This is a genomic window from Streptomyces sp. NPDC045026 (genome assembly GCF_056432625.1).
The window spans coordinates 282,220-301,825 of sequence record NZ_JBWKIS010000005.1; the positions used below are offsets into that span (position 1 = coordinate 282,220).

Annotated in this window: 22 protein-coding genes, 1 tRNA gene and 2 pseudogenes; 17 read left to right on the plus strand and 8 right to left on the minus strand. The window is 66.9% G+C overall.

Going from position 1 to position 19,606, the window contains the following annotated elements:
- Positions 1 to 43 precede the first annotated feature (43 nt).
- Positions 44 to 1,408 carry a glutamate decarboxylase gene (gad, locus tag AC07EJ_RS14395; RefSeq protein ID WP_389477912.1) on the minus strand — a complete coding sequence of 455 codons (1,365 nt, stop codon included), beginning with the start codon at positions 1,406 to 1,408 and terminating at the stop codon, positions 44 to 46.
- Positions 1,409 to 1,631: 223 nt separating this feature from the next.
- On the opposite strand from gad, the gene AC07EJ_RS14400 reads away from it, so the two are divergent.
- The gene (locus tag AC07EJ_RS14400; protein ID WP_389477909.1) at positions 1,632 to 2,273 is read left to right on the plus strand and encodes a class I SAM-dependent DNA methyltransferase; all 642 of its coding nucleotides are present in this window, start codon (positions 1,632 to 1,634) and stop codon (positions 2,271 to 2,273) included.
- Positions 2,274 to 2,601: 328 nt separating this feature from the next.
- On the opposite strand, the gene AC07EJ_RS14405 is transcribed toward AC07EJ_RS14400, so the two are convergent.
- Positions 2,602 to 3,117 (minus strand): hypothetical protein, encoded by a 516-nt coding sequence (locus tag AC07EJ_RS14405; RefSeq protein ID WP_478884327.1) that lies wholly within the window; start codon positions 3,115 to 3,117, stop codon positions 2,602 to 2,604.
- 287 nt (positions 3,118 to 3,404) lie between these two features.
- Between AC07EJ_RS14405 and AC07EJ_RS14410 the strand changes: the two are divergent.
- Together AC07EJ_RS14410 and AC07EJ_RS14415 are read left to right on the plus strand one after the other, a co-directional pair.
- Positions 3,405 to 3,614 (plus strand): annotated as a pseudogene (locus AC07EJ_RS14410) (SMI1/KNR4 family protein); the annotation flags it as partial.
- 179 nt (positions 3,615 to 3,793) lie between these two features.
- Positions 3,794 to 3,991: pseudogene (locus AC07EJ_RS14415) on the plus strand (hypothetical protein); the annotation flags it as partial.
- 26 nt (positions 3,992 to 4,017) lie between these two features.
- Here AC07EJ_RS14415 and AC07EJ_RS14420 read toward each other — a convergent pair.
- Positions 4,018 to 5,241 (minus strand): S41 family peptidase, encoded by a 1,224-nt coding sequence (locus AC07EJ_RS14420; protein ID WP_478884328.1) that lies wholly within the window; start codon positions 5,239 to 5,241, stop codon positions 4,018 to 4,020.
- Between the two features lie 120 nt (positions 5,242 to 5,361).
- On the opposite strand from AC07EJ_RS14420, the gene AC07EJ_RS14425 reads away from it, so the two are divergent.
- Entirely contained in the window at positions 5,362 to 6,384 is a 1,023-nt protein-coding gene (locus AC07EJ_RS14425) for a hypothetical protein (RefSeq protein ID WP_389477902.1), read from the plus strand.
- A gap of 219 nt (positions 6,385 to 6,603) precedes the next feature.
- Here the strand turns inward: AC07EJ_RS14425 and AC07EJ_RS14430 are convergent, their stop codons facing one another.
- Positions 6,604 to 6,813 (minus strand): hypothetical protein, encoded by a 210-nt coding sequence (locus AC07EJ_RS14430; RefSeq protein ID WP_389477900.1) that lies wholly within the window; start codon positions 6,811 to 6,813, stop codon positions 6,604 to 6,606.
- A gap of 77 nt (positions 6,814 to 6,890) precedes the next feature.
- On the opposite strand from AC07EJ_RS14430, the gene AC07EJ_RS14435 reads away from it, so the two are divergent.
- Together AC07EJ_RS14435 and AC07EJ_RS14440 are read left to right on the plus strand one after the other, a co-directional pair.
- Positions 6,891 to 7,115 (plus strand): hypothetical protein, encoded by a 225-nt coding sequence (locus tag AC07EJ_RS14435; protein ID WP_389477898.1) that lies wholly within the window; start codon positions 6,891 to 6,893, stop codon positions 7,113 to 7,115.
- A 760-nt stretch (positions 7,116 to 7,875) separates the two neighbouring features.
- The gene (locus AC07EJ_RS14440) at positions 7,876 to 8,490 is read left to right on the plus strand and encodes a hypothetical protein (protein ID WP_389477895.1); all 615 of its coding nucleotides are present in this window, start codon (positions 7,876 to 7,878) and stop codon (positions 8,488 to 8,490) included.
- Here the strand turns inward: AC07EJ_RS14440 and AC07EJ_RS14445 are convergent.
- Positions 8,463 to 8,858 carry a hypothetical protein gene (locus AC07EJ_RS14445; RefSeq protein ID WP_389477893.1) on the minus strand — a complete coding sequence of 132 codons (396 nt, stop codon included), beginning with the start codon at positions 8,856 to 8,858 and terminating at the stop codon, positions 8,463 to 8,465. The genes AC07EJ_RS14440 and AC07EJ_RS14445 overlap by 28 nt on opposite strands.
- A 580-nt stretch (positions 8,859 to 9,438) precedes the next feature.
- Here AC07EJ_RS14445 and AC07EJ_RS14450 point away from each other — a divergent pair.
- The 3 genes from AC07EJ_RS14450 to AC07EJ_RS14460 are packed head-to-tail and all read left to right on the plus strand — an operon-like array spanning position 9,439 to position 11,212.
- Positions 9,439 to 9,681 carry a hypothetical protein gene (locus AC07EJ_RS14450; protein ID WP_478884329.1) on the plus strand — a complete coding sequence of 81 codons (243 nt, stop codon included), beginning with the start codon at positions 9,439 to 9,441 and terminating at the stop codon, positions 9,679 to 9,681.
- The gene (locus AC07EJ_RS14455; protein ID WP_478884330.1) at positions 9,678 to 10,979 is read left to right on the plus strand and encodes a WXG100-like domain-containing protein; all 1,302 of its coding nucleotides are present in this window, start codon (positions 9,678 to 9,680) and stop codon (positions 10,977 to 10,979) included. Before AC07EJ_RS14450 ends, AC07EJ_RS14455 begins: the two co-directional genes overlap by 4 nt.
- Positions 10,979 to 11,212, plus strand: a complete 234-nt coding sequence (locus tag AC07EJ_RS14460; protein ID WP_389477886.1) for a hypothetical protein — start codon at positions 10,979 to 10,981, stop codon at positions 11,210 to 11,212. Before AC07EJ_RS14455 ends, AC07EJ_RS14460 begins: the two co-directional genes overlap by 1 nt.
- Positions 11,213 to 11,281: 69 nt before the next feature.
- On the opposite strand, the gene AC07EJ_RS14465 is transcribed toward AC07EJ_RS14460, so the two are convergent.
- Complete coding sequence (locus AC07EJ_RS14465) at positions 11,282 to 11,428, minus strand: hypothetical protein (protein ID WP_389477884.1); 147 nt, start codon at positions 11,426 to 11,428, stop codon at positions 11,282 to 11,284.
- Positions 11,429 to 12,115: 687 nt separating this feature from the next.
- Between AC07EJ_RS14465 and AC07EJ_RS14470 the strand changes: the two genes are divergently transcribed.
- Positions 12,116 to 12,847 carry a site-specific integrase gene (locus AC07EJ_RS14470; RefSeq protein WP_478884331.1) on the plus strand — a complete coding sequence of 244 codons (732 nt, stop codon included), beginning with the start codon at positions 12,116 to 12,118 and terminating at the stop codon, positions 12,845 to 12,847.
- A 112-nt stretch (positions 12,848 to 12,959) separates the two neighbouring features.
- On the opposite strand, the gene AC07EJ_RS14475 is transcribed toward AC07EJ_RS14470, so the two are convergent.
- Positions 12,960 to 13,032 (minus strand) — tRNA-Arg (locus AC07EJ_RS14475).
- Between the two features lie 406 nt (positions 13,033 to 13,438).
- The gene (locus tag AC07EJ_RS14480; RefSeq protein ID WP_389477868.1) at positions 13,439 to 13,708 is read right to left on the minus strand and encodes a transposase; all 270 of its coding nucleotides are present in this window, start codon (positions 13,706 to 13,708) and stop codon (positions 13,439 to 13,441) included.
- A 352-nt stretch (positions 13,709 to 14,060) separates the two neighbouring features.
- Here AC07EJ_RS14480 and AC07EJ_RS14485 point away from each other — a divergent pair, with 352 nt between their 5' ends.
- From AC07EJ_RS14485 to AC07EJ_RS14515, 7 genes are all read left to right on the plus strand, one after another.
- Positions 14,061 to 15,068 (plus strand): GlxA family transcriptional regulator, encoded by a 1,008-nt coding sequence (locus tag AC07EJ_RS14485; protein WP_478884332.1) that lies wholly within the window; start codon positions 14,061 to 14,063, stop codon positions 15,066 to 15,068.
- A gap of 144 nt (positions 15,069 to 15,212) precedes the next feature.
- Entirely contained in the window at positions 15,213 to 15,524 is a 312-nt protein-coding gene (locus tag AC07EJ_RS14490) for a chorismate mutase (RefSeq protein ID WP_478884333.1), read from the plus strand.
- Entirely contained in the window at positions 15,521 to 16,396 is an 876-nt protein-coding gene (locus AC07EJ_RS14495) for a menaquinone biosynthesis protein (protein WP_389477861.1), read from the plus strand. Before AC07EJ_RS14490 ends, AC07EJ_RS14495 begins: the two co-directional genes overlap by 4 nt.
- The gene (locus AC07EJ_RS14500; protein WP_389477859.1) at positions 16,393 to 16,686 is read left to right on the plus strand and encodes a Dabb family protein; all 294 of its coding nucleotides are present in this window, start codon (positions 16,393 to 16,395) and stop codon (positions 16,684 to 16,686) included. Before AC07EJ_RS14495 ends, AC07EJ_RS14500 begins: the two co-directional genes overlap by 4 nt.
- 75 nt (positions 16,687 to 16,761) lie before the next feature.
- Positions 16,762 to 17,178, plus strand: coding sequence for a DUF2000 domain-containing protein (locus AC07EJ_RS14505; protein WP_389477857.1), 417 nt, complete (start codon positions 16,762 to 16,764; stop codon positions 17,176 to 17,178).
- A gap of 22 nt (positions 17,179 to 17,200) precedes the next feature.
- Positions 17,201 to 18,625 (plus strand): phenylacetate--CoA ligase family protein, encoded by a 1,425-nt coding sequence (locus AC07EJ_RS14510; RefSeq protein WP_478884334.1) that lies wholly within the window; start codon positions 17,201 to 17,203, stop codon positions 18,623 to 18,625.
- A complete protein-coding gene (locus AC07EJ_RS14515) occupies positions 18,622 to 19,599 on the plus strand; it encodes a branched-chain amino acid transaminase (protein WP_389477851.1) in 978 nt (325 codons plus the stop codon). The genes AC07EJ_RS14510 and AC07EJ_RS14515 overlap by 4 nt, the downstream gene beginning before the upstream one ends.
- The last annotated feature ends 7 nt before the right edge of the window (positions 19,600 to 19,606 follow it).

Genomic DNA, 19,606 nt, shown 5'->3' on the forward strand with positions numbered 1-19,606 from the left:
TGTGCAGGCCGGGCAGGTGTGCAACCGGGGCGACGGAGGTGCGTCAGTAGCCGGTGCCGCGCTTGACCTGGGCCCGCTCGATCCGGTGGACCGCACCCTTGCTGTCCAGAGTGCGACACGCGTCGTCGATGTCCTGGCTCAGGCGATCGATCTGCTCGCGGCTCAGGGTCTCCTTGACCAGGGCCCGCATGATCTTCACCCGCTCCGCGTTGGGCGGGAGCGTGTACGCCGGCACCATCCAGCCGCGCTCGGCGGAGAGCTGCCAGGCGACGTCGGACTCGTCGTAGGCGTGCTCGCCGGCGAGACGGAAAGCGACCAGCGGCAGCTGCTCGAGACCGCTCCCGATCACTTCGAAGCGGCCGCTCCTCCGCAGGTTGTCTTCGAGCGCGTGGGCGTTCTGCTGCATCATCTTCATGACGTAGGTGTAGCCCTGGCGGCCGAGCCGGACGAAGTTGTAATACTGCGCGAGCACCATCGCCGCGCCGGTGGAGAAGTTCAGCGTGAACGTCGCGTCGGTCTTGCCCAGGTAGTTCTCGTGGAACACGAGATCCACGGGCAGGTCGGATTCGTCGCGGAAGATCAGCCAGCCGATGCCGGGGTACACCAGGCCGTACTTGTGTCCCGAGACGTTGATCGAACGGACCTGCTCGAGCTGGAAGTCCCATTTCGAGTCGGGGTAGAGGAAGGGCCATACGAAGGCGCCGCTGGCTCCGTCGACGTGGATCGGGATGTCGAGGTCGCGTTTCTTGCGGACGTCCCGCAGCAGCTTGTCGATCCCGGCGACGTCGTCCGTGTGGCCGGTGAACGTGGTGCCGAGGACGGCGACGACGCCGATCGTGTTCTCGTCGAGGAGGGGCTCCACGTCCTCCGGGCCGATCGTGTACTTGCCCTCGGCGAGCGGCACGATCCGGGGCTCGACGTCGAAGTAGCGGCAGAACTTCTCCCACACGACGTGGACGTCCCCGCCGAAGATCAAGTTGGGTCGGTCGACCGGCAGATTGGCCGCCTGGCGGCGCTGCCGCCACTTCCACTTCAGCGACAGCGCCCCGAGCATGATCGCCTCGGACGAGCCCTGGGTCCGGCATCCGGTTGTCTTGCCCGGCGCGTGGAACAGGTCGGCGAGCATGCGCACGCAACGCTGCTCGATCTCGGCGGAGATGGGGTACTCCGCGTGGTCGATGAAGTTGCGGTGGAGGTTCTCGGCGATGATCCGCTGCGCCTCCGGCTCCATCCAAGTGGTGACGAACGTGGCGAGGTTGCGCTGTGGGTCACCCTCCATGACGAGGTCCACGTCCAGCAGCCTCATCGCGTCCCTCGCGGCCATGCCTTCCTCAGGAAAGGTCTCCGAGGGAGCGGGCACGGTCAGAAACCGATTACCGAACAGGTCCGCGTCGTCACGCTTGGTCATTCGGCGATTCAAACAGCGCCGGATCCCGCCTGGTCCAGGGACACGCCGAGGCGGAACCGATAGAGATGAACGGGGGCAAAGTTCCGCATTCAGGTGTCGGCGTTCCCCCGCCAGGTGCCGGCCGTGCTCGATGGAGGATCGCTGAAGAGCTCCACCCTGAGGTGCAGTTGCGTTCCACCCCGGGGCCGATCCATGCAGGACCCGTATCTGCTGACATGGGCTCGTGACTTCCTTCTTGCCTCGCATCTGGCCCAGTCCGGATGGCAAGCCGGTTCCTTCGAAGGGACCGGCTGAGGTGTTCCGCGTTTTTGCCCGCGAGTTGGCCGCTGGTCGTCGCTCCTGGGATGGCGAGACGTCGCACTTCATCGCCGCCCAGTTCGATCAGATGGCCGCAGAGTGGGACACCACCCTGGCCACGGGCCGGGACGAACCGCTGCGTGACGCCCTGGACCGTGGCGGGCCCTTCCCTGATGGCGTGTGCGTGGAACTCGGCTCAGGAACTGGGCTGTTCACCGGGCTGCTCCGCAGCGTCTTCCCCCAAGTGATCAGTGTCGACATCTCCGAGCAAATGCTGCGCCAGGCCCTCGGCCGCTCACCGGCTCGTGTGCGTGCCGATGCCGCGGCGCTCCCCGTGGCGAATGCCAGAGCCTCGGTCGTTGCCGCGATCGACATGCTGCTGTTTCCTGCCGAGATCGTCCGTGTGCTGGCTCCGGGCGGCGTGCTGCTCTGGATCAACCAACTTGGTGAGGACGGCCCCCTGCACCTCCCTGCAACGGATGTCGCGGACGCCTTGCCAGGAGCCTGGCAGGCTGTCGAGGCCCCAGCTGGATGGGGTAGTTGGGCAGTAGTACGCCAGCCTCGCTGACTCTGACGCTGACGCTGCCTCCGGAATTGGACCAGTGGCTCTTCCGTCCGGACCGGGGCGGTCGCCGTTGAGGGGCCTCGGGGCCTCGGGGCCTCGGGGCCTCGGGGCCTCGGGGGGGCTCGGGGGGTTCGGAGGGTTCAGGACGTTCGGCCCGTCAACTAAGGCCTTCCGCATGGCTGTTGTGAAGCCTCGACCCCGCCCCTTGGCGCCGGCTTCGCGTGCTTGCGCATGCGCAACGCCTCACTGGAGACGAGGACGGCCCCTCGCGCCCCCGGTCAAGACCGTCCCGGTCAAGACCGTCCCGGTCAAGACCGTCCCGGACGGTACGTCACAGCCTTCGCGCCCCTCGCCAGGTCCATCCTGCGGCGAGAACGGCTTTCTGCAGGGGATCCCGCATGTCGTTCGAGTCGAAGCGAAAATCGTCGACCCGCTGACGACGGCCGTCGGGCCCCTTCTCGTAGTGCCCCTTCCAGGACCTCACACGGGTTCGAGGCCCACTGCCGTGTCCCCGTTCGACGGCGCGGCCCGGGGGATCACCGGTTCGCGTCACCTCGCGATTCTCGGCGCAGACCCGCACCTCATGTGTCACCGGGTCCAGACGCATCCGGAACTTGAAGGTTCGCTCCGTCTGCCGACGCCCCGTCCCAGTACCCCAGGCCGGCTCCATGACGTGCCACTCCGCCACCACGTCAGCCTTCTCCTCGCGGAGCGCGTTGCGCACCCGGTACGGCTTGTCCGGGCTGTTGATCGCGAACAAGGCTGCTCGCACTTCCGAAGCAGCCAACGGCTCGAGGCCGCTCTCCGGGTACTGCGTCCCGGTCAGCCTGTCGCGCAGTCGTCCCACGGTTGACTCCCCTTCTGAATGCTCGGACGCGCCACAGGCCGCAGCCGGGCAGACGAGGTGAGCAGCATGATCGAACGCGGACGAAGCACGACGGCGGGTCTCCCCGCCAGAGTCTGCCCTTCGTCGAACGGATTCGCTGCCGCCGGTGTCCGAGTCGATGACCGCGACGTCGATGACCGCGACAGCGATGTCCTTACCGGTGCGAGCCCATGAAGGCCATGAATGCCACGAAGGCATTGAAGGGCGTCAGGCCACCGCGTGATGCGGGCGAGGCGAAGGAGAACCCGATGAGCACGAACGAACAGGCCCAAGCCGAAGCCGAAGCGGCATGGGGGCGGATCGAAGCGTGGCTTGAGGAGAATGCCCCGGCATCGGCTGCACTGCTGCGCCCGCCGGCGAGTGACGCGGACATCGATGCCGTGGAGGAGACGATCGGGGTGGTGTTCCCGCCCGCGTTACGGGCGTGGTACCGGCTGCACGACGGCACAGGCGACCCTGAAGACGGGAAGAGCTACCAGGTGGAGGCGGCTGCATCACTCCAGACGTCAGCTGGTAGGTCGCTCTACCTCCTCACCCGGAATCACCATGGCGACTCGTGCCCGGCCTGGAATGATCGTTCGGCGTCGAACCCGGGACAGGCAGGGTCTACTACGTCCTTCCTCAAGGCGAGGCATGGTTCGCCAACTCCTCCGTCGACCTGTGGCTGCGGACCCTGCACCACCATGGCCTGCACATCAGCGAGTCCGAGATCCTCAGCGATCCGGATGACCGCAAGATCGAAGCCCTGCCACATGCTCGGACGGCAGGGCTTCTGACCTGCTATTTCGGGGCGTCACAACTGCCGACAAGAGAGTCCCGCCTTCTGCTGGCATAGCACCCCAGGGATCCCAGTCAGGCGCCCTATCGGTGCAGCAGCTCCCGCGCCTTGGCCAGTGCGCTGTCGCGGCCCTGGTCGAGTTCCTTCTCGGTGAAGACGGGCGTGCGGTGCTGTGGCGGGATGCCGGGGCCATCGAAGGTAGTGCCGTCGGCCCTGCGGTACTCCTCGTTGGGCAGGATGAACCTCCAGCCGTTCGGCAGTGCGCGATCCATGGTGTCGGAGAAGACCCCCTGGGTGTTCTGACCGATCCGGATCGGCGCCGGGGCGCGTTCCATCAGAGCCTGGGTGAAGCTCTCACCCGCGCTGATCGTCAGCGGTCCCGTGAGGACCGCGAGCGGTCCCGTGAAGCGCGGTCCCGTATACGGACGCACTGTGATCGGCTGTCCCGGTGTGAACAGGGCCGGGTCGCGCGGATCGTTGCGCGCGAACTTGGTGTAGGCGGTGTACGGCTGGCCGGTCAGCCGGGAGAGGACGCGCAGCCCGAGCGGGTCGGCACCTCCACTGTTCGCGCGCACGTCCACGATGAGCCCGCGCAGCCGCTCCCACGGGATCGCCTTCAGGGCGGCGTCCAGTTCCGCCTCCCACTTCACGTATGACGGCTCGTCAGTGAGGCTGATGAAGCGGGTGATACGTAGATAGCCGGTGCCCTCCGGGAGGCGGCCGAATGACAGCGCCCCATTGGCGTAGCTTCGCAGCGGCATCCCGACCGCCGTGGCGACGGCCCGGTCGATGCGGGCCAGGTCCTGTTCGCTGTGCGGAGGCGTGCCGGGGCGTTCGCCGCTGTACGCCCGGTCCTTGCCGTCCGACAGTTCGGTGTGCGCGTCGTGCAGCGGCTCGATCATCTTCCGCAGCACGGCGAAGAGCTCGCCGTCGCTGGTGTCCTTGTTGATACGGGGCCGATAGCGGTCGCGCACAGCCTGCCAATCCACGTGCTTGGCGGCGAAGAACGGGTAGTTCTCGGCATAGGTCTGCCAGAAGACGTCGAACACCTTGCGCGGGTCGGCGGACGGCTTCTTCGAGCAGGCGTCGGGCAGCGCCGGAATACGGCGCAGGGTACGGGGCCCCGCATTGGAGGCGATCCGCAGCCGCGCGCTGTAACTACTCTGCGGCGTGACGGTAATCAGGCGGTGTGCCGAGGCGAGGTAGCGGAGGCTGCCGTTCTGACCTGTGCCTCCCTGTTGGTCTCCTCCACGACCCGCTGGCGGTTCGCCTGTGCCTGTGCATGTGAGACGCGACCCATAGGGCACCTCCTCTTTGGATGTCGGACGACATCTATCGTACGCTGATGTTTAGATCATCCACATCATCTATTTGAGGCGCTCCCTTCCCCTCATCCAAGGGCGCGCCCCCTTCACGGGAGACAATTCATGGCCACTCGCGTCGGCCCGGCGGCCGAAGCCGACCTGACCACCGCCTCCTCCTCGACCACGCCACCGGTCCGGCTCTGGCTCCAGCCGGCCGTGATCGCCCTGGTCGTCGTGGCGGCCTTCGTCGGCTGCTACGTCGGTCTGCAGCGCAACCCCCAGCCGCACCGGGTGCCGGTGGCTGTCGCCGGGCAGGAGCTTTCGGGCGGGATACGCCAGGTCCTCGGTGACAGCGTCGATGTCCATCCTGTCGCCGACGCCGCCACGGGGCGGGCCGAGCTGGAGCGTCGCGATGTCGTGGCGGCGGTCAGCGGCCGCGCGGACTCCGACCGGTTGCGCCTGGAGGTCGGCGGGGCCAACGGGCAGTCGACGACGACGGCCGTCAAGAGCCTGATCGGCGCCTATGCCCACGGGTCGGGCCAGCGACTGACCACGGTGGACGTCGTCCCGTTCGCCCGTTTCGACTCCCGTGGACTGGCCGGGTTCTACATGGCGTTCGGCGTCACGCTGGCCGGCTTCGTCCTCGCCCAGAACGCCCTCGGGCTCGCGAACCGTCTGCACCTGCGCCACCGGTTCTGGCTGTTGTCCGGCGCCTCTGTGGCCATCGGCATCGTCGCCACCGTCATCGCCGGACCCATCCTCGGGGCAGTTCCCGCGCCGGTGGTGCCGCTGGCCTTCGGCTTGACCCTGCTTGCCGCGGCAGCCTCGTTCACCACCAAGCTGCTGGGCACCTACCTCGGCCCGGTCGGCGTGCCGGTCGCCACCCTTTTGCTGCTCACGGTCGGCAATTCCACCAGCGGAGCCACCATCGGCCCGGACCTCCTGCCCTCCGCCGCTCGCGCCGTCTCCGCCCTGCTGCCGCCGGGCGCGGCCGTCCGCGCGGTGACGGACCTGAGCTATTTCCACGGCGCGCAGGCGGTGCAGCCGTTGGCCACCCTCGCGCTGTGGGCGGTGATCGCCGCGGTCCTGGTGAGCCTGCGCCCCCACCTGAGGCTGAGGCGGCGGCGCACTCAGGCGACCACCTGACCCACGGTCACCCACGGTCAGGGCGAGGGTCGTGTCACAGACGTGCACCACGGGCCCGCAGGGTCCTTCTCGTACACCGAAGGGCCTGCCCGGGAGAAACCCCTCCTGGGCCGGCCCTCCTCGCTGTTCCCCGGCCGGCCCTCGTCACGCTCTGCGCAGGGAGCCCGGCAGATCTGTGATGTCAGGGCCGCCATGCCCCGCCCATCCGGTCCGGCGCGCTCAGGTAATGGCTTCCGAGTGCCCGTCGGGGAAGGTGCACGTGGGGCCGCGGTAGGGGCCGCCCTGGTTGACCGATCCGCCCTGGGCCGTGCACTGGTCGGCCGAGATGGCCGGATACGTCGCTGCCTGAGCGGTGGCGGCGCCGACGGCGCTCGCGCCGGCGAGGGTTGCTGTGGCGAGGGCGAGGCCTAGCAGTCGTCGTATACGCATGGCTTTCTCCTCTCGAGTGTCCCTGGTTCGGTGCTTCGGGATGACCGGCTCATGTCAGGGACTCCCTATTACTCAGAATGGGTGACGGTGAGCAGACCTGCGAGTCGTGGCAGGCCGTCAGGGAGGAGCTGGAGCCCCTGGCAGGCGGCCGCACCAGGGATGCCCTGGTGTTCACAGCTCCCGAGGGCGGGCCGATACGGTACCCGAACTCCCGGCGTCGCGACTGGGGCAAGGCGATGAAGACGGCCGTCCAGGCGGCAGGTGTGGCCCGAGTCGAGCACGTCGGCGCCTGGCAAAGCTGAGAGCGCCCATCGCGCCTGCCGAACAGCCGAACTGAGGGGTACGAAATATGTACTGCCCCCGGGATGACCCCGGGGGCAGTCCCGCAATCTGACTCGTGACCTGCACGAACCTGTCTGTGCCCCCGGCAGGATTCGAACCTGCGACACCCGCTTTAGGAGCAAGATCGTTGGGGGAACGGGGGGGCGGGGTGACCTGCGGGGATGGAGGCGTGGGGGTGTGGGACTGGTTCTGAGCTGGCCTTTTGTTGTTCTGCGGTGTCCCCTACGGTCCCTTCTGGCCCCGGGCCGTCTCGGGCACTACGTCCCCGCTGTGTCCCCCGCCGAGGGGGCGTGTCCCCGCTCTGCCCCCGCGGTGGCCCCGTCGGAGGGGGTAGGAGGGGGAGGTGGTCGGAGATGCCCAGGCGGTGGGCGGGGTCGGTTCTTGTGAGGCCCGCTTAGCGATCGCGGAGCGCGGTGGGGGTAGGCGGGCCTGTCGGGGGCTCCGGGTGGATGTCGCCGAGCCAGAGGCTTCGGTACGCGGTGTGGAGTCGGTGGAGCGCGGGGCCGGTGGCGCGGCCGGGGGTGTCGGCGATGAGGGCGCGGAGGTCCGTGTCGTCGAGTTGGGCCGCCGCCCAGCTGGCGTCTTCGCCCGGCCTGGAGGGTCAGGCCCGAGTGTGCGGAGTCTGACCAGGGCAGGCCGGTGAGCGGAGGCCGTGCAAGCCGATCACGGTTGGGCGAAGTACGCCACATGGACACGTCAGATGGATCAGGATGGCGTGCCATGACTCCAGAACTACTGACCGGAATCGTCGGGGCCGTGGGTGCGGTCTTCGGTGCGGGAGGCGTGGTCGTCGGCCAGGTGGTCACCGCCCGCTCCCAGCGCCAACTGGTCAAGGACCAGGCCGATGCCAACCGTCTACAGCGGCAGACGGACGCACAGCGAGAGGCATGCGTCGGCTTCCTGTCCGCCCTCGCCGAGTTCGAGGGAAGAACGTGGCTGGTCGTTGACGAACTGCTGCGAGACTCACCCGACCTCGCGCAGTGCACGGCCGCCTACGAGCCCTACTTGGTCAGCTGGCGCGGCGTCCTCAACGCCCAGGCGGCCGCGGAGACCGTGGGCAGCGAGGCCATCGCGACGAAGGCGCAGGCCGCCAGCGAGGCGGTGCACGCCGTCTCCAACATCGTCGACGACGTATACGCGCGGCTCCGGACCCGCGACTCTACGTACGGCCGGGGATCCCGGGCGCAGGAGTACCGCGACAAGCTTCGCCTGATGCGGACGGCCCGGGACGAGTTCGCCACCACCGTGCGTCATGTTCTCAATGGCTCCGCGACCGCGACGTCTCCCGCCCCCGTCGCATTGCCTGCTCAGCACCCGTCGCCTGCCTCGGCGTAGCAGGATGCACCGTCCAGGCTGGCCCACTCGGCGCTGGCGGTTTTTCCGGCCGGCAGGTGGACCGTGACCTCGCCTGCCTCGGTGACCTCGAGCCACAAGGGTTTGCGGCAGTCCGAGGCGACCGTGAGCGTCCGGGTGACGGCCGGACGGTAGTCCCTCGGCAACAGTGCGAGCAACGCCCCGTCGCGCAGGTAGGCGTGTGGATCGCCGCCGCGCGCCGGTTCCCAGTCGTCGAGGCGGGTGCGGCAGTCAGGGCAGACGCTGTGCCGCCAGGTGCGCCAAGCCAGGGCCTTCGCCCGGTCGTGGTCGGTCCAGGTGCCGTCGCCGCCCAGGAAGCGGGAGTGCGGAATGCCCCAGCGCTCGCACAACTCCAGTTCGGCCCGGAGCTGAGGATCCGCGCTCAGCCTTTTCCCACGTCCACGACGTCGACGAGGCCGACCTGCTGCACCTGCCGGGCCGCCTCCCACAACGCGTTCGCCTCGGCGGCGGGCCATGCCCCGTACAACTCCGCCCCGAAGCGTGCCGTTGGATCCGGGCGCCCATCAGCATCGCGTGGTGCCGGGTGATCGCCGGCGTACGCGAACGCACTGCGGGCCCCATCCGCGCCAGCGATGCCGCCAGCGCGATCGGGTCGCGGAAGGCCGCAGCATCCGGATGGGCCTGCGGATGTGGGTTCACCGGGGTTGTCACCGGCGGAGCCTAAACGGATCACCGGCATCCACAACCTTGAACGGATCTTTCCCTTCCCTTGGGGACGCTCACAGCCGCACATGACCTTGCTCAACTAGCGTCTTCGGGCTGGCGAGCCGACGGAGGGGACACGGACGACGCCATGAGCGACAAGAACGACGGCGAGATACTCCACATCAAGATCGCCGATCTGAGGGCGACTGCGCCTCACTTCCATATGCACAGCACGGCCTCGGCAAGGCCCTGACGAAGCTCCAGATGGCGCTGTTCGCCGCCGGTGCGCCCTGGGGTGACGACGAACAGGGAACCGCCTTCCGCAAGGCGTACGCCCCGCACGTCAAGCGGATCGAGCAGTCCGCGGATATCCTCGCCCAGGGCTTGGCCAGCATCCACGAGGCGATGGTGGACATGGCGGACGGCCACATCGACAACGAAGACCTCGTCCGCTCGATGTTCAGCAAGATCACGGTCAAGGGCCAGGGCGGGGACGCGGGCAAGTGAGCGCCGCCGACAAGGCCAAGGAGATCATCCAGGACGTCACCGGCATGTGGTGGCCGGACGCCGACGAGGACGGTCTGCGCAAGGCGGCGAAGGCGTGGCGTGACTTCGCCGACGACGTCGAAGAGGTCACCGCCGCCGCGAACAGGTCGGCGCGCGGCATCATCGAGCACAACAAGGGTGAGGCGATCGCGGCCTTCGACGACCCGTTCTGGCGCCGCTACTACTACGACGGCCACGGCTGGCTCCAGGACATGATCGACGGCGCCCGCGACATGGCGAAGGCGCTCGACAAGTACGCCGACGCCGTCCACAAGGCCGTCAAACACCTCGAACACGAGCTGGAGATCGTCGGCGCCACGATCATCGCGGGAACCGCACTCGCCATCTTCACCGCGGGCATCTCCGAAGGCGCCGCGGCCGCGGCCACCGCGAGCATCGTGGAAATGGCCGGCACCATGGGCGTCACCGTCTCCACCGAGATCGCCACCATCGCCGGCACCACCCTGGCCACCGCAGCACTCGGCGGCATCGAATCCGTCACCGTGGACCTGGCCGTCACCCAGCCGGTCTCGATGGCCACCGGTGAGAGCAAGGGCCTCAGCCTCGACGAAGCCGGTCACGCGATTACGGATGGAATGCTCTACGGCGGCATGTTCGGTGCGGCGGCCGGCGGAGCGCGCGTCGCATCCGAAGCAGGCGGGTGGCGCGGTCTCCTCGGCGGGGACATGCCCGCTCTCGCTGACCCCCGCCTGCTTCTGGCCAACGTGCCGGAAGCCACGGCTCCCTCCGCATCCGCTGTGCGGGGCGGCGACGAATGGCTCACCGGTGCTCGTCGACGTCCTCGCGACATCCTGGACGACCCTGCGCAGACGCGGTGGGCGGACGCTGCGTACGACGACTTCCGCCAGGATTCCCGCGATATCGCCGCCATCAGTCGCAACACGCAGGACGTGGCGCGGGTCGGCGGGGCAAAGGGATTCACCGAGGAAGAGATTTCCTCGATCAAGAAGCACGTCTTCGACTCCGAGCATCCGATCGAGGACTACGAGACCGGTGAGGTCGTCACCCGGAAATTCGATGCGGACGCCGAGATCGCCGACGCCTGGATCCGTCTGCGGTCCGGCAACGCCCTGCCCGAGGATCACGTCCTGCTCGAACACGAGCTCACGGAGCTTGACTACCTGCGCACGCACCCGGGCGCGACCTACCAGGAGGCACGCCGGGTGGCCAACGAAAACTACAATTGGCAGAGCAAGGTCCCGCTGAACAAGCGGGAGGACTTCGAGAGCGAGTGGTAATGGCGTCCCTGGTCTACTTCAAGAAGCTGTCCGAGCAGCCGGGCTCCATTCGCTACTCCTTCGGCGACGACCCGACGGAGATGTCTCGCACGCTCACCATGGCCACGAGCAGCCGCACTTCGGCGCCGGACGACGGCGACATCGACTACACGTTCCTCAAGGCGTCACGGAAGATCAACTCCCTGTTCGAAGAGCGGAACGACTGGCCGGAGCGCGGTATGAGCGCCAGCTGACCGAGAGGTTCCACCCTCTACGGCGTACAGCCTCCTGCTCACCGATGCCCTGCCCGCCAGTCCATCGCCTCAGCCCTCGCCGTCTGTCTGGGGTTGTCCGTCGCGGATGTCGATGTCGGCGACGGCGGCAAGGACCAGGATCTCCGCAACTGGGATGTGCTCGTGCTGGTGCGACAAGGCCGACCGCCACGGCGACGTGGCAACGTCCCTGTACATCTACCTGCAGGTCCACTTTCAACCACAGCCGCCTGAGGCCGATATCGCCGCCGCCTTCGCGCAGGCCGCGAACACCGTGGTCCTCTACCCTGCCGAACCGTTCCCGCCGAGTGCCTACTGGCTGGCGGCACCGGACGGCACTGTGACCCGTACGCGGCTCGAAGGCTCCGACGACGAGGTGCCGGTCTACACGATCGCGGCAGTCGGGCCCCTGTTGCCCGGCTGCCGCACACTCCCGTCGCAGACTTGGGGGAATCCGCGATTGATCAGCAGGAGGACGGCAGGGCGACCGACCTGGACCTCTTGGCGGCCTTCCCCACGACCGGCACTGCGGGCCCCGTGGTCAACGACTGAGTACGTGCAGAGTGTGAGTTGAAGACCGAGTTCCTGCCCCGCCTTCAAGCGATTCCTGGACGCGTTCGGTGGTGCCAAGTTCGACGACTTCCTGCACGTCTACCGCGCAGGGGCCACCAACGAACACCTTGACCTGGTGCCCGCTGACTGTCGGTGTCGGCCGCGCCGAGGTTGTCGAGGAGCTGGGCGGCAGGCAACAGGCTGGACTGGCCGAAGTGTTCGCCGCCGCTGATCGTGTTGGGGACGTGGACAACCGGGAGGAAGTCGATCCGGAGGTCGAGGCGGTTCCTCGACGCTGCCGTCGCGCATCCGCTGTACATCACGTGGCACTTCATGGTGTTCCGGGCCCCGCGCCGAGGCGAGGCGACCGGCCTGCCCTGGACCGAGGTCGACATGACCAAGGGCGCCACGAACCTGGTAACCCAGCTCGTCTCCGACTCCAAGTACGAGGTCTGGAGCGACACCCTCAAGAGCCGCGCCAGCAACCGCAGCGTCACCCTCGACACCGCTACCTTCGCCCTGTTCACCGCATGGCGGGACGTACAGAAGGAACAGAGAGCGGAGTGGGAGCGCAAGCACGCGACGGACCCCAAGAAGTACGGCCCGTACATCGACAGCGGCTGTGTCTTCACCATGCCCGACGGCCGCCCCTGGCACCCGGACAACGTCAGCCAAGCCTTCGAGCGCTTCATCAAGCGGCTCGGCATGCCGCCCATCCGACTGCACGACCTTCGGCACTGCGCGGTCTCGCTGAGCCTGGCCGCCGGCCTGTCCATGAAGGCGATCCAGGCCCTCCTCGGGCACGCCTCCTACGGCCTCACCGCGGACACGTACACCTCGCTCATGCCGCAGTTCGCGAAGGAGGCGGCCGACACCCCGGTCGCGATCGTGCCGCGCAGGGAACCAGTGAGCAGCCCAGAGCCTCCTCCGACCCAGGGCGACGCCCGTACAGGCGGAACCGAAACCGAGCCCGACGCCGCTAACGCCCCCCGCCCCGGCCCGTCTCGTCCTCGTCAAGAGCCCGCCCCCGCAGCCGCCAGAAGTCGAGCCCCCACCAATCGGTGACCGAGGCATCGCATAACGTTACGACCCCGCTGTGTCCCCACAGGCACGAAAACGGCCCCTCGGAAGATCATTCCGAGGGGCCGTTCTCTGCTCTGACGCAGGTCAGAAGGTGTGCCCCCGGCAGGATTCGAACCTGCGACACCCGCTTTAGGAGAGCGGTGCTCTATCCCCTGAGCTACGAAGGCCGGGATCTGTCGGAAAACGTGTCTGGAACCCTCCCTGACGTGGGCGGATCCAGGCGCCTGCTTCCCGGCAGTTTTGTGGTGGGCAGGCGCGAAGGCCTGCGTCACCGCAGACAGTGTAGCGGGTGGCGGTTCTGAGGAGCGGTGGCCCTTGGCAGGGGCCCAGAGTGTGTGGGGCGTGCTGGAGGTGGGGCTGCTGGGTGGATGGGGCATTTTCTCGGTCTGCTCTCTGGCGCCATGACGGCGGACGTGGTCAAGGGGAGTTCGGACTTGGCTGATGCCCGCGGATGCCCGCCACGTGCGGCCTGCAGAGATCCGGCCGCTGCACTCTCGTCTCGTCTCGCCTTGGTCCACGTGGCTGTCGGCGCCTGCGCCGCGAAAGTTCTGCGACGCGAAGACCAGAGCGCCGTCATCCTGGCGAACGCACGGCGCGGGTGTTGTCGAAGAGATTAATGTCGACGCGAATGGCGTCAACTAGGCCGGTGCCGTCGAGCCGGTGCGGGGCGGCTTTTCGGAGGCGGAGCCAGACGTCGGCTCTGGAGCAGTTCATGAACTGTCGGTGAGCAGTCGATTGCTTCAATATGCCTGAGCCGTGCGGGAGTTGACGCCAGGCATAGCTGCTAACTAGCACATAAAAGATCGCAGCAGACAGTTTCTCGTCAGGCGTGTCCTGGGTCACTCCGCACTGTCTCTCCATGTGGACACGGTGTGGTGACCCTCAATCAAGTGTGCCAGGCTGATCTTTAGTTCATGCCAGGCGAGGGTTGAGCAACGGGGTGCAGAGTGCTTTCGTCGTACGCTGGAAAGCTGCGATTACATGCTGCTTATATCGGACCACTTGTGCAGGGCAACTGCACGGGTTGGTTAGCAACAGGTTCTGCGAACCGGGTTGTTGTATGTATCTCCAGGCTGCGAGACCCGATTCAGGGTAAAAGCACAGCCGGCGATCGGGTTCGGACCCGAGAGCCCCGAGAGTTCCGAGAGTTGCCCTTCCGTTCACTCGCGCAGCGACGGGCGGTCCACTGATGTATGTGGACGTGACGGTCGTGGCCTATGACGGTATGCATGAACTGCAGTTGGCGGGCCCGCTCGAGGTCCTGAGTGCCGCGACGGGAATGGCCTCTGCCGCAGTGGCGTACCGGACTCGTATTGCATCGGTCGACGGTCGCCCTGCTCGTACAGCCGGCGGCCTGACGGTGGCGCCCGATGGCGCACTCGGTGACGGTCCCGCGCCGGACCTGCTGATCGTCCCCGGCGCGGGCGAAGTAGCCCCGCACGGCAGTGAATTGGCGGGAGCCATCGCGGAGTTAGTTCACCGTGCAGCGCGCGTCATGGCCCTGTGTACCGGCGTGTTCCTGCTGGCGGAGTCCGGTGTGCTGTCCGGGCGTCGGGTGACCACGCACTGGAAGTGGTGCGATCGCCTTGCCACTGCTTACCCGGATGTCCATGTGGACACCTCGGCGTTCTTCGCCAAGGACGGGCCGGTGTTCACCTGCGGGGGCGGTACAGCGGGAATCGACCTGGCGCTCTCGCTGTTGGAGGACGACGCGGGGCGCGACGTGGCCCGCGACGTGTCGCACAGGCTGCTCACGCACCTGCGCCGGCCGGGTGGCCAGGCGCAGTTGGCGCCTCGACCTGCGCCTTCGGTGGGCCATCCCGCGGTCCGTGATGCCATCGAACTGATCACGAACGAGCCGGCGAGCGATCTGTCCCGCAGTCGGCTGGCTGCCCAAGTGGGCATGTCCGTACGCAACTTCGGCAGGCTCTTCGCGGTACAGACCGGCATGACGCCGGGCCGGTACGTCGAACGGGTCAGAGTGGAAACCGCACGCCGGATCCTGGAGAGATCCGAGCCGCCCGCCAGCCTCGACGAGGCCTCGGCGAGTGCGGGGTTCGGGACGGTGCAGTCGATGCGACTTTCATTCGGCCGAGTGCTTCATGTCACACCGGCCGAGTATCAAAAGCTTATTAAAAGCGTATCAACGGGCTTCGACGAGCCTGCCCTACGGCCTATTGTGCGGCAGTACTCGCAACGATGATTGAGGGAATACCTCCACGTCTCAGAATTTGAGATTCTCTTCGAAAGTGATTGATCGCCGAGGGTAAGTTGCGGATACGCTTGCCAATGTCGCGGGATCATTCCTCCTGCCTGCAATTATCCGCACCGGAAAGAAGAGGTTGACGTGGAGTCACGCGAGCATGCCGCGGTGGGTTTTACGATCGATGAGGCGCGCAAAGAGATCGACGCGTTAGATGTTCAGATGTTGGACATCGTGCGACGCCGAAAGGCCATTTCTCATCAAATTCAGCAGCAGCGCACGAGTGACGGCGGGACGCGAACCGTACTCTCTCGTGAGAAGACCATCATCGATCGTTACGTGGCGGAGCTGGGACCGGAAGGGGCCACTCTCGCCCTCAATATTCTGAGTCTCTGCCGGGGGCGACTCCCCAAGCCTGCGACCGAGGCGGGTGGCGCGCCAGTGGGTAACTCGTGAAGACTTCCGAGACCCTTGTACTGCGCGTCGGCGATATCTCCTTCCTTAACTGTGCACCGATCCGTTGGGGCCTGACCGACAGCGGGGCAGCGTGCGATGTCGATCTGCTCTCCGCACCACCTGAACGGCTTGCTTCGGAGCTCCTGTCGGGCAACTTGGATATCAGCCCGATCAGCCTTGCCAGGTATTTGCAGCACGCGGACGACCTGTGCCTGCTGCCTGGAATTGCGATCGGCAGCGACGGTCCTGTGCGCTCGTGCCACATCGTCTCTCGCGGCCCGCTCGAAGGCCTGGACGGACGCGTGGTCGCGCTCTCCGAGGCCAGTCGCAGTACCGCGCTGCTGGCCAGAATGCTGCTGGAGGACGCAGTCGGCGTGCGCCCGACCTATCGCGCCGTGGGCCAGGACCTGGACGACATGCTGAGCGTGGCTGACGCCGCCGTCGTCATAGGAGACGACGCGCTGCGCCTGCAGGCGGACGTGCCACGCGGCCTCACCGTTCACGACACGGGCGCGATGTGGCGGAGCTGGACGGGCCTGCCCATGGTCTTCGCGGTCTGGGCGGTGCGCCGCGAGTTCGCGCAGGCCTACCCGGATGCGGTGGACGCGGTGCAGGCGTCGCTCGTGGACGCGGTCCGGCGAGCTCGGTCGCACCCCATGGAGGTGGCGGTCGCGGCGGCTCGTGAGTCGCGCGAAAGCCGGGCCGGCGCCGTGGACGTACCCGTACTGCTCGACTACTACCGGGCTCTCGACTACTCGCTCGGCGAACGCCAGATGGCCGCCATCAATGAGTTCGGTGAACGCGCTTTTGCTCGCGGCGAGGCGCTCGTCCCGGCGGCCACCCGAATACCGATCCCCGAAGGACAGACATGATCCGTCACATAGTGCTCTTCAAGTTCAAGGACGGGATTTCCTGGGACGACCCCAGGGCGCAGGAAGCGGAGCGCGTCGCGGCCAAGGTGGGGGGCGAGGTACCGGAACTCCATGAGTGGACTGCCGGCCGCAACATATCCACGCGACCGATTGCGCACGACTTCGCAGTGATTGGTCTCATGGATGACGAAGAGGCGCTGGAGCGCTATCTGGTGCACCCGTTCCATCAGGAAGCGATCCGGCTCTGGCGAGAGATCAGTGACTGGGTCATCGCGGACCTTGAAGAATAACATTGAGGAAATCGACAGCGAATGTCGTCGAGACTATTCGTTGTCGCGAATGAAGAAGCGGTATAAGGGGCAGTAGTGAGTGCAAAATACGAGAAGTGCGCCTTTGTTGTCGACAAGGACCTCGCCGCCGGTCTTGCCATGAATGCGGTCGCGGCGCTTTCCATGTCTGTCGGACGGTTCGTGGACGGAATCATCGGCGACTCGGTCAAGGATGCCGACGGGCGGGCGCACACCGGAATCACTGCGATTCCGTTGCCCATCCTGAAAGGCGAAACCTCAGACCTGCAGGACATCGTCCTGAAGGCCGCCGACATGCCTGATGTCTTCGTGGTCGACTTCACCTCGGTGGCCCAGTCGTCGCGAAGCTACGACGAGTACATCCGCCGGACCGCCGAGCAGGGCACCTCCGAACTGCCCTATATCGGAGTCGCTGTCTGCGGCGGAAAGAGCGCAGTGAACAAGCTCACCGGCAGCCTGCCGTTGTACCGCTGACGCGACTGACAGGAGAGACCACATGTTCACCGTTTTCAACGAAGAACTTGCCAAGACCGCGCGCGAGATACGTGACAGGCACCAGGAATTCGCGGCAGGGACCTGGGACTACGCCACCCTGACGGGGCACCAACTCCAGGAATTCCGCCGCACGCTGGCGTATGTGAAGGACAAGTCGCCTTTCTACGCGAAGCACTTGGCATCGGTGGATCCCGAGGCCATCACCTCCCTGGATCCCGAACAGCTGGCTTCCGTACCGTTCACGACCAAGGACGATCTGCGTCGTGAGTTCGAGAACGTACTGTCACTCCCGCTGTCCAAGGCCTGGATCTTCTACGAGACCACCGGTACCACCGGCCGGAGTACACCCTGCCCGCGGGACAACATTGACTCGCTGCACAACAACACGGCGCTGACCGTCTATTACGACACGATTTTCCGGCAGTTCGGTGACGAGCAGGTGATCGGCGTCTCGGGGCCGACCGAACTGCACGCCTTCAGTGACACCTTCGGTGACGTCTGCCGAAATCTGGGGCACGCCGTCGCCAAGATGTGGCCGCATTCGCCGATGGTCGGCTACGACCGTGCGCTGGAGACTCTGCGGGTCCTTCCGGCCACCGGTCTCTTCAGCACGCCGGGCATGGCGCTGTCCCTGGCGAAGAAGGTGTACGCGGCCGGTCTTCATCCGCAGCGTGACTTCAAGCTCGACGTACTGATGTGCACGGGAGAACTCGCTTCCCCGAGCCTCCTCGAAAACATCGGACAGGTGTGGGGCGCCAAGGTTTACAACGCCCTCTACGCCTCGCAGGAAGCCTCGGTGATGGGCGCGGCCGGCGCCGACGGCGCCCTGTACACGGCTCCCCTGCTCAACGTGTACGAGGTGATCGACCCGGAAACCGCGGCAGCGGTCGAGCCGGGGCCCGACGGCGTGCGCACCGGCGAACTCGTCGTCACCGCGCTGTACCAGGGCAGCAAGCCCCTGGTGCGCTACCGCACGGGAGACCTGGTCCGCCTCGGTCCCCAGAGTGCGGACCACACCCTGCCCGCGGCCACCCTGGAGGTGCTCGGCAGGACCCGCGACATCCTGGTCATCGGCGGTCACCGGATCAGTGGCTATGACCTTGAGGAACTCCTGCTGACCCACCCGCGGGGCTACCTCGACTACCAGATCGTGATCGACGCCGTGGAGGGCCGGGACGAGCTGACGCTTCGCCTCGAACTGCCCCCCGAGAGCGAGGGCGTGCGCATCGACGAGACAGTCATCGCGGAATTCGTCCGCGAGCGGCTCGAGGTCCCGGTCCGCTTCGAGTACGGCGCACTCGGCAGCGTCACGACGACCGGGGCGATGGTCAGCTGGAAGGCCGCCCGGGTGGAGGACCGGCGCCAGTCCGCGTCGGACGACGAGCGTGCCGCCGCCCTTGCGGTGGCCAACGGGAGGGCTCAGTGACCAGCGCCGTAACGACTTCCACCGACCAGGCAACACCCGCCATCGCCGCTCTGGCCTATCACGACGGGGAGTTCGTCACCCTGGCCGAGGCAACGGTGCCCGTCACCACCCAGGCACTCCAGTACGGCACAGGTGTCTTCGAGGGCATCCGCGCGTACGTCCAGGAGGACGGGGGCCTGGCGGTCTTCCGTGGCCACGATCACTACCGGCGCCTCCTCAGGAGTTCCCGGACCCTGCGCATCGAAGTGGGCCGGGACGTGGAGGAGTTGTCCGAGCTGACGGCGGAACTGCTGCGGCGGATCGGCCCGACCTCGGACATGTACATCCGTCCGCTGGCGTTCAAGAAGTCGCTGCTGCCCGGTACCCCGCCCGGTGTCCAACTCACGGGCGTGTCCGACGCGTTGACGATCAACGCGTTCCGGATGGGCTCGTACACCGACCGCGGCGGGATCCGCGTCGCCATCAGCTCCTGGCGCAGGCCGGAGTCCGGCGTGCTGCCGGTCCGCGCCAAGGTCACCGGCGGCTACGTCAACAACGCGCTCGCCGTGGACGAGGCGCGGGCCGCCGGATACGACGACGCCATCCTGCTCAACAGCCGTGGCCAGGTGGCAGAGGCCAGCACGTCCAACGTGTTCGCCGTCATCCGTGGCCGACTGGTCACACCCCCGGTCACGGCCGATCTGCTCGAAGGCATCACGCGGGACACCGTGGTCACGCTGGCGACCGAACTGCTGGACGTCGGGACCGACTTCCACGATCTCGGCCGTGAGGATCTGTGCAATGCCGACGAGGTCTTCCTCACCGGCACGGGGGCAGAGATCGTTCCGGTGACCGAGATCGGCGGCCGTCCCGTCGGAGACGGCGCTCCGGGGCCGCTCACCACGGCGTTGATGACCGCGTACCACGACGTAGTCCGTGGCAAGGACCAGCGCTACCGCCACTGGCTCCAGACCGTCGGCTCCGCCACGCCCTGACCGTCAA

Coding starts and splice junctions, on each gene's coding strand:
- AC07EJ_RS14465 (WP_389477884.1), bottom strand. CDS start 11,428: ATGTACAGGGACGTTGCCACGTCGCCGTGGCGGTCGGCCTTGTCGCAC.
- AC07EJ_RS14425 (WP_389477902.1), top strand. CDS start 5,362: ATGGCCACTCGCGTCGGCCCGGCGGCCGAAGCCGACCTGACCACCGCC.
- AC07EJ_RS14470 (WP_478884331.1), top strand. CDS start 12,116: ATGGTGTTCCGGGCCCCGCGCCGAGGCGAGGCGACCGGCCTGCCCTGG.
- AC07EJ_RS14430 (WP_389477900.1), bottom strand. CDS start 6,813: ATGCGTATACGACGACTGCTAGGCCTCGCCCTCGCCACAGCAACCCTC.
- gad (WP_389477912.1), bottom strand. CDS start 1,408: ATGACCAAGCGTGACGACGCGGACCTGTTCGGTAATCGGTTTCTGACC.
- AC07EJ_RS14500 (WP_389477859.1), top strand. CDS start 16,393: ATGATCCGTCACATAGTGCTCTTCAAGTTCAAGGACGGGATTTCCTGG.
- AC07EJ_RS14510 (WP_478884334.1), top strand. CDS start 17,201: ATGTTCACCGTTTTCAACGAAGAACTTGCCAAGACCGCGCGCGAGATA.
- AC07EJ_RS14440 (WP_389477895.1), top strand. CDS start 7,876: ATGACTCCAGAACTACTGACCGGAATCGTCGGGGCCGTGGGTGCGGTC.
- AC07EJ_RS14450 (WP_478884329.1), top strand. CDS start 9,439: ATGGCGCTGTTCGCCGCCGGTGCGCCCTGGGGTGACGACGAACAGGGA.
- AC07EJ_RS14460 (WP_389477886.1), top strand. CDS start 10,979: ATGGCGTCCCTGGTCTACTTCAAGAAGCTGTCCGAGCAGCCGGGCTCC.
- AC07EJ_RS14435 (WP_389477898.1), top strand. CDS start 6,891: ATGGGTGACGGTGAGCAGACCTGCGAGTCGTGGCAGGCCGTCAGGGAG.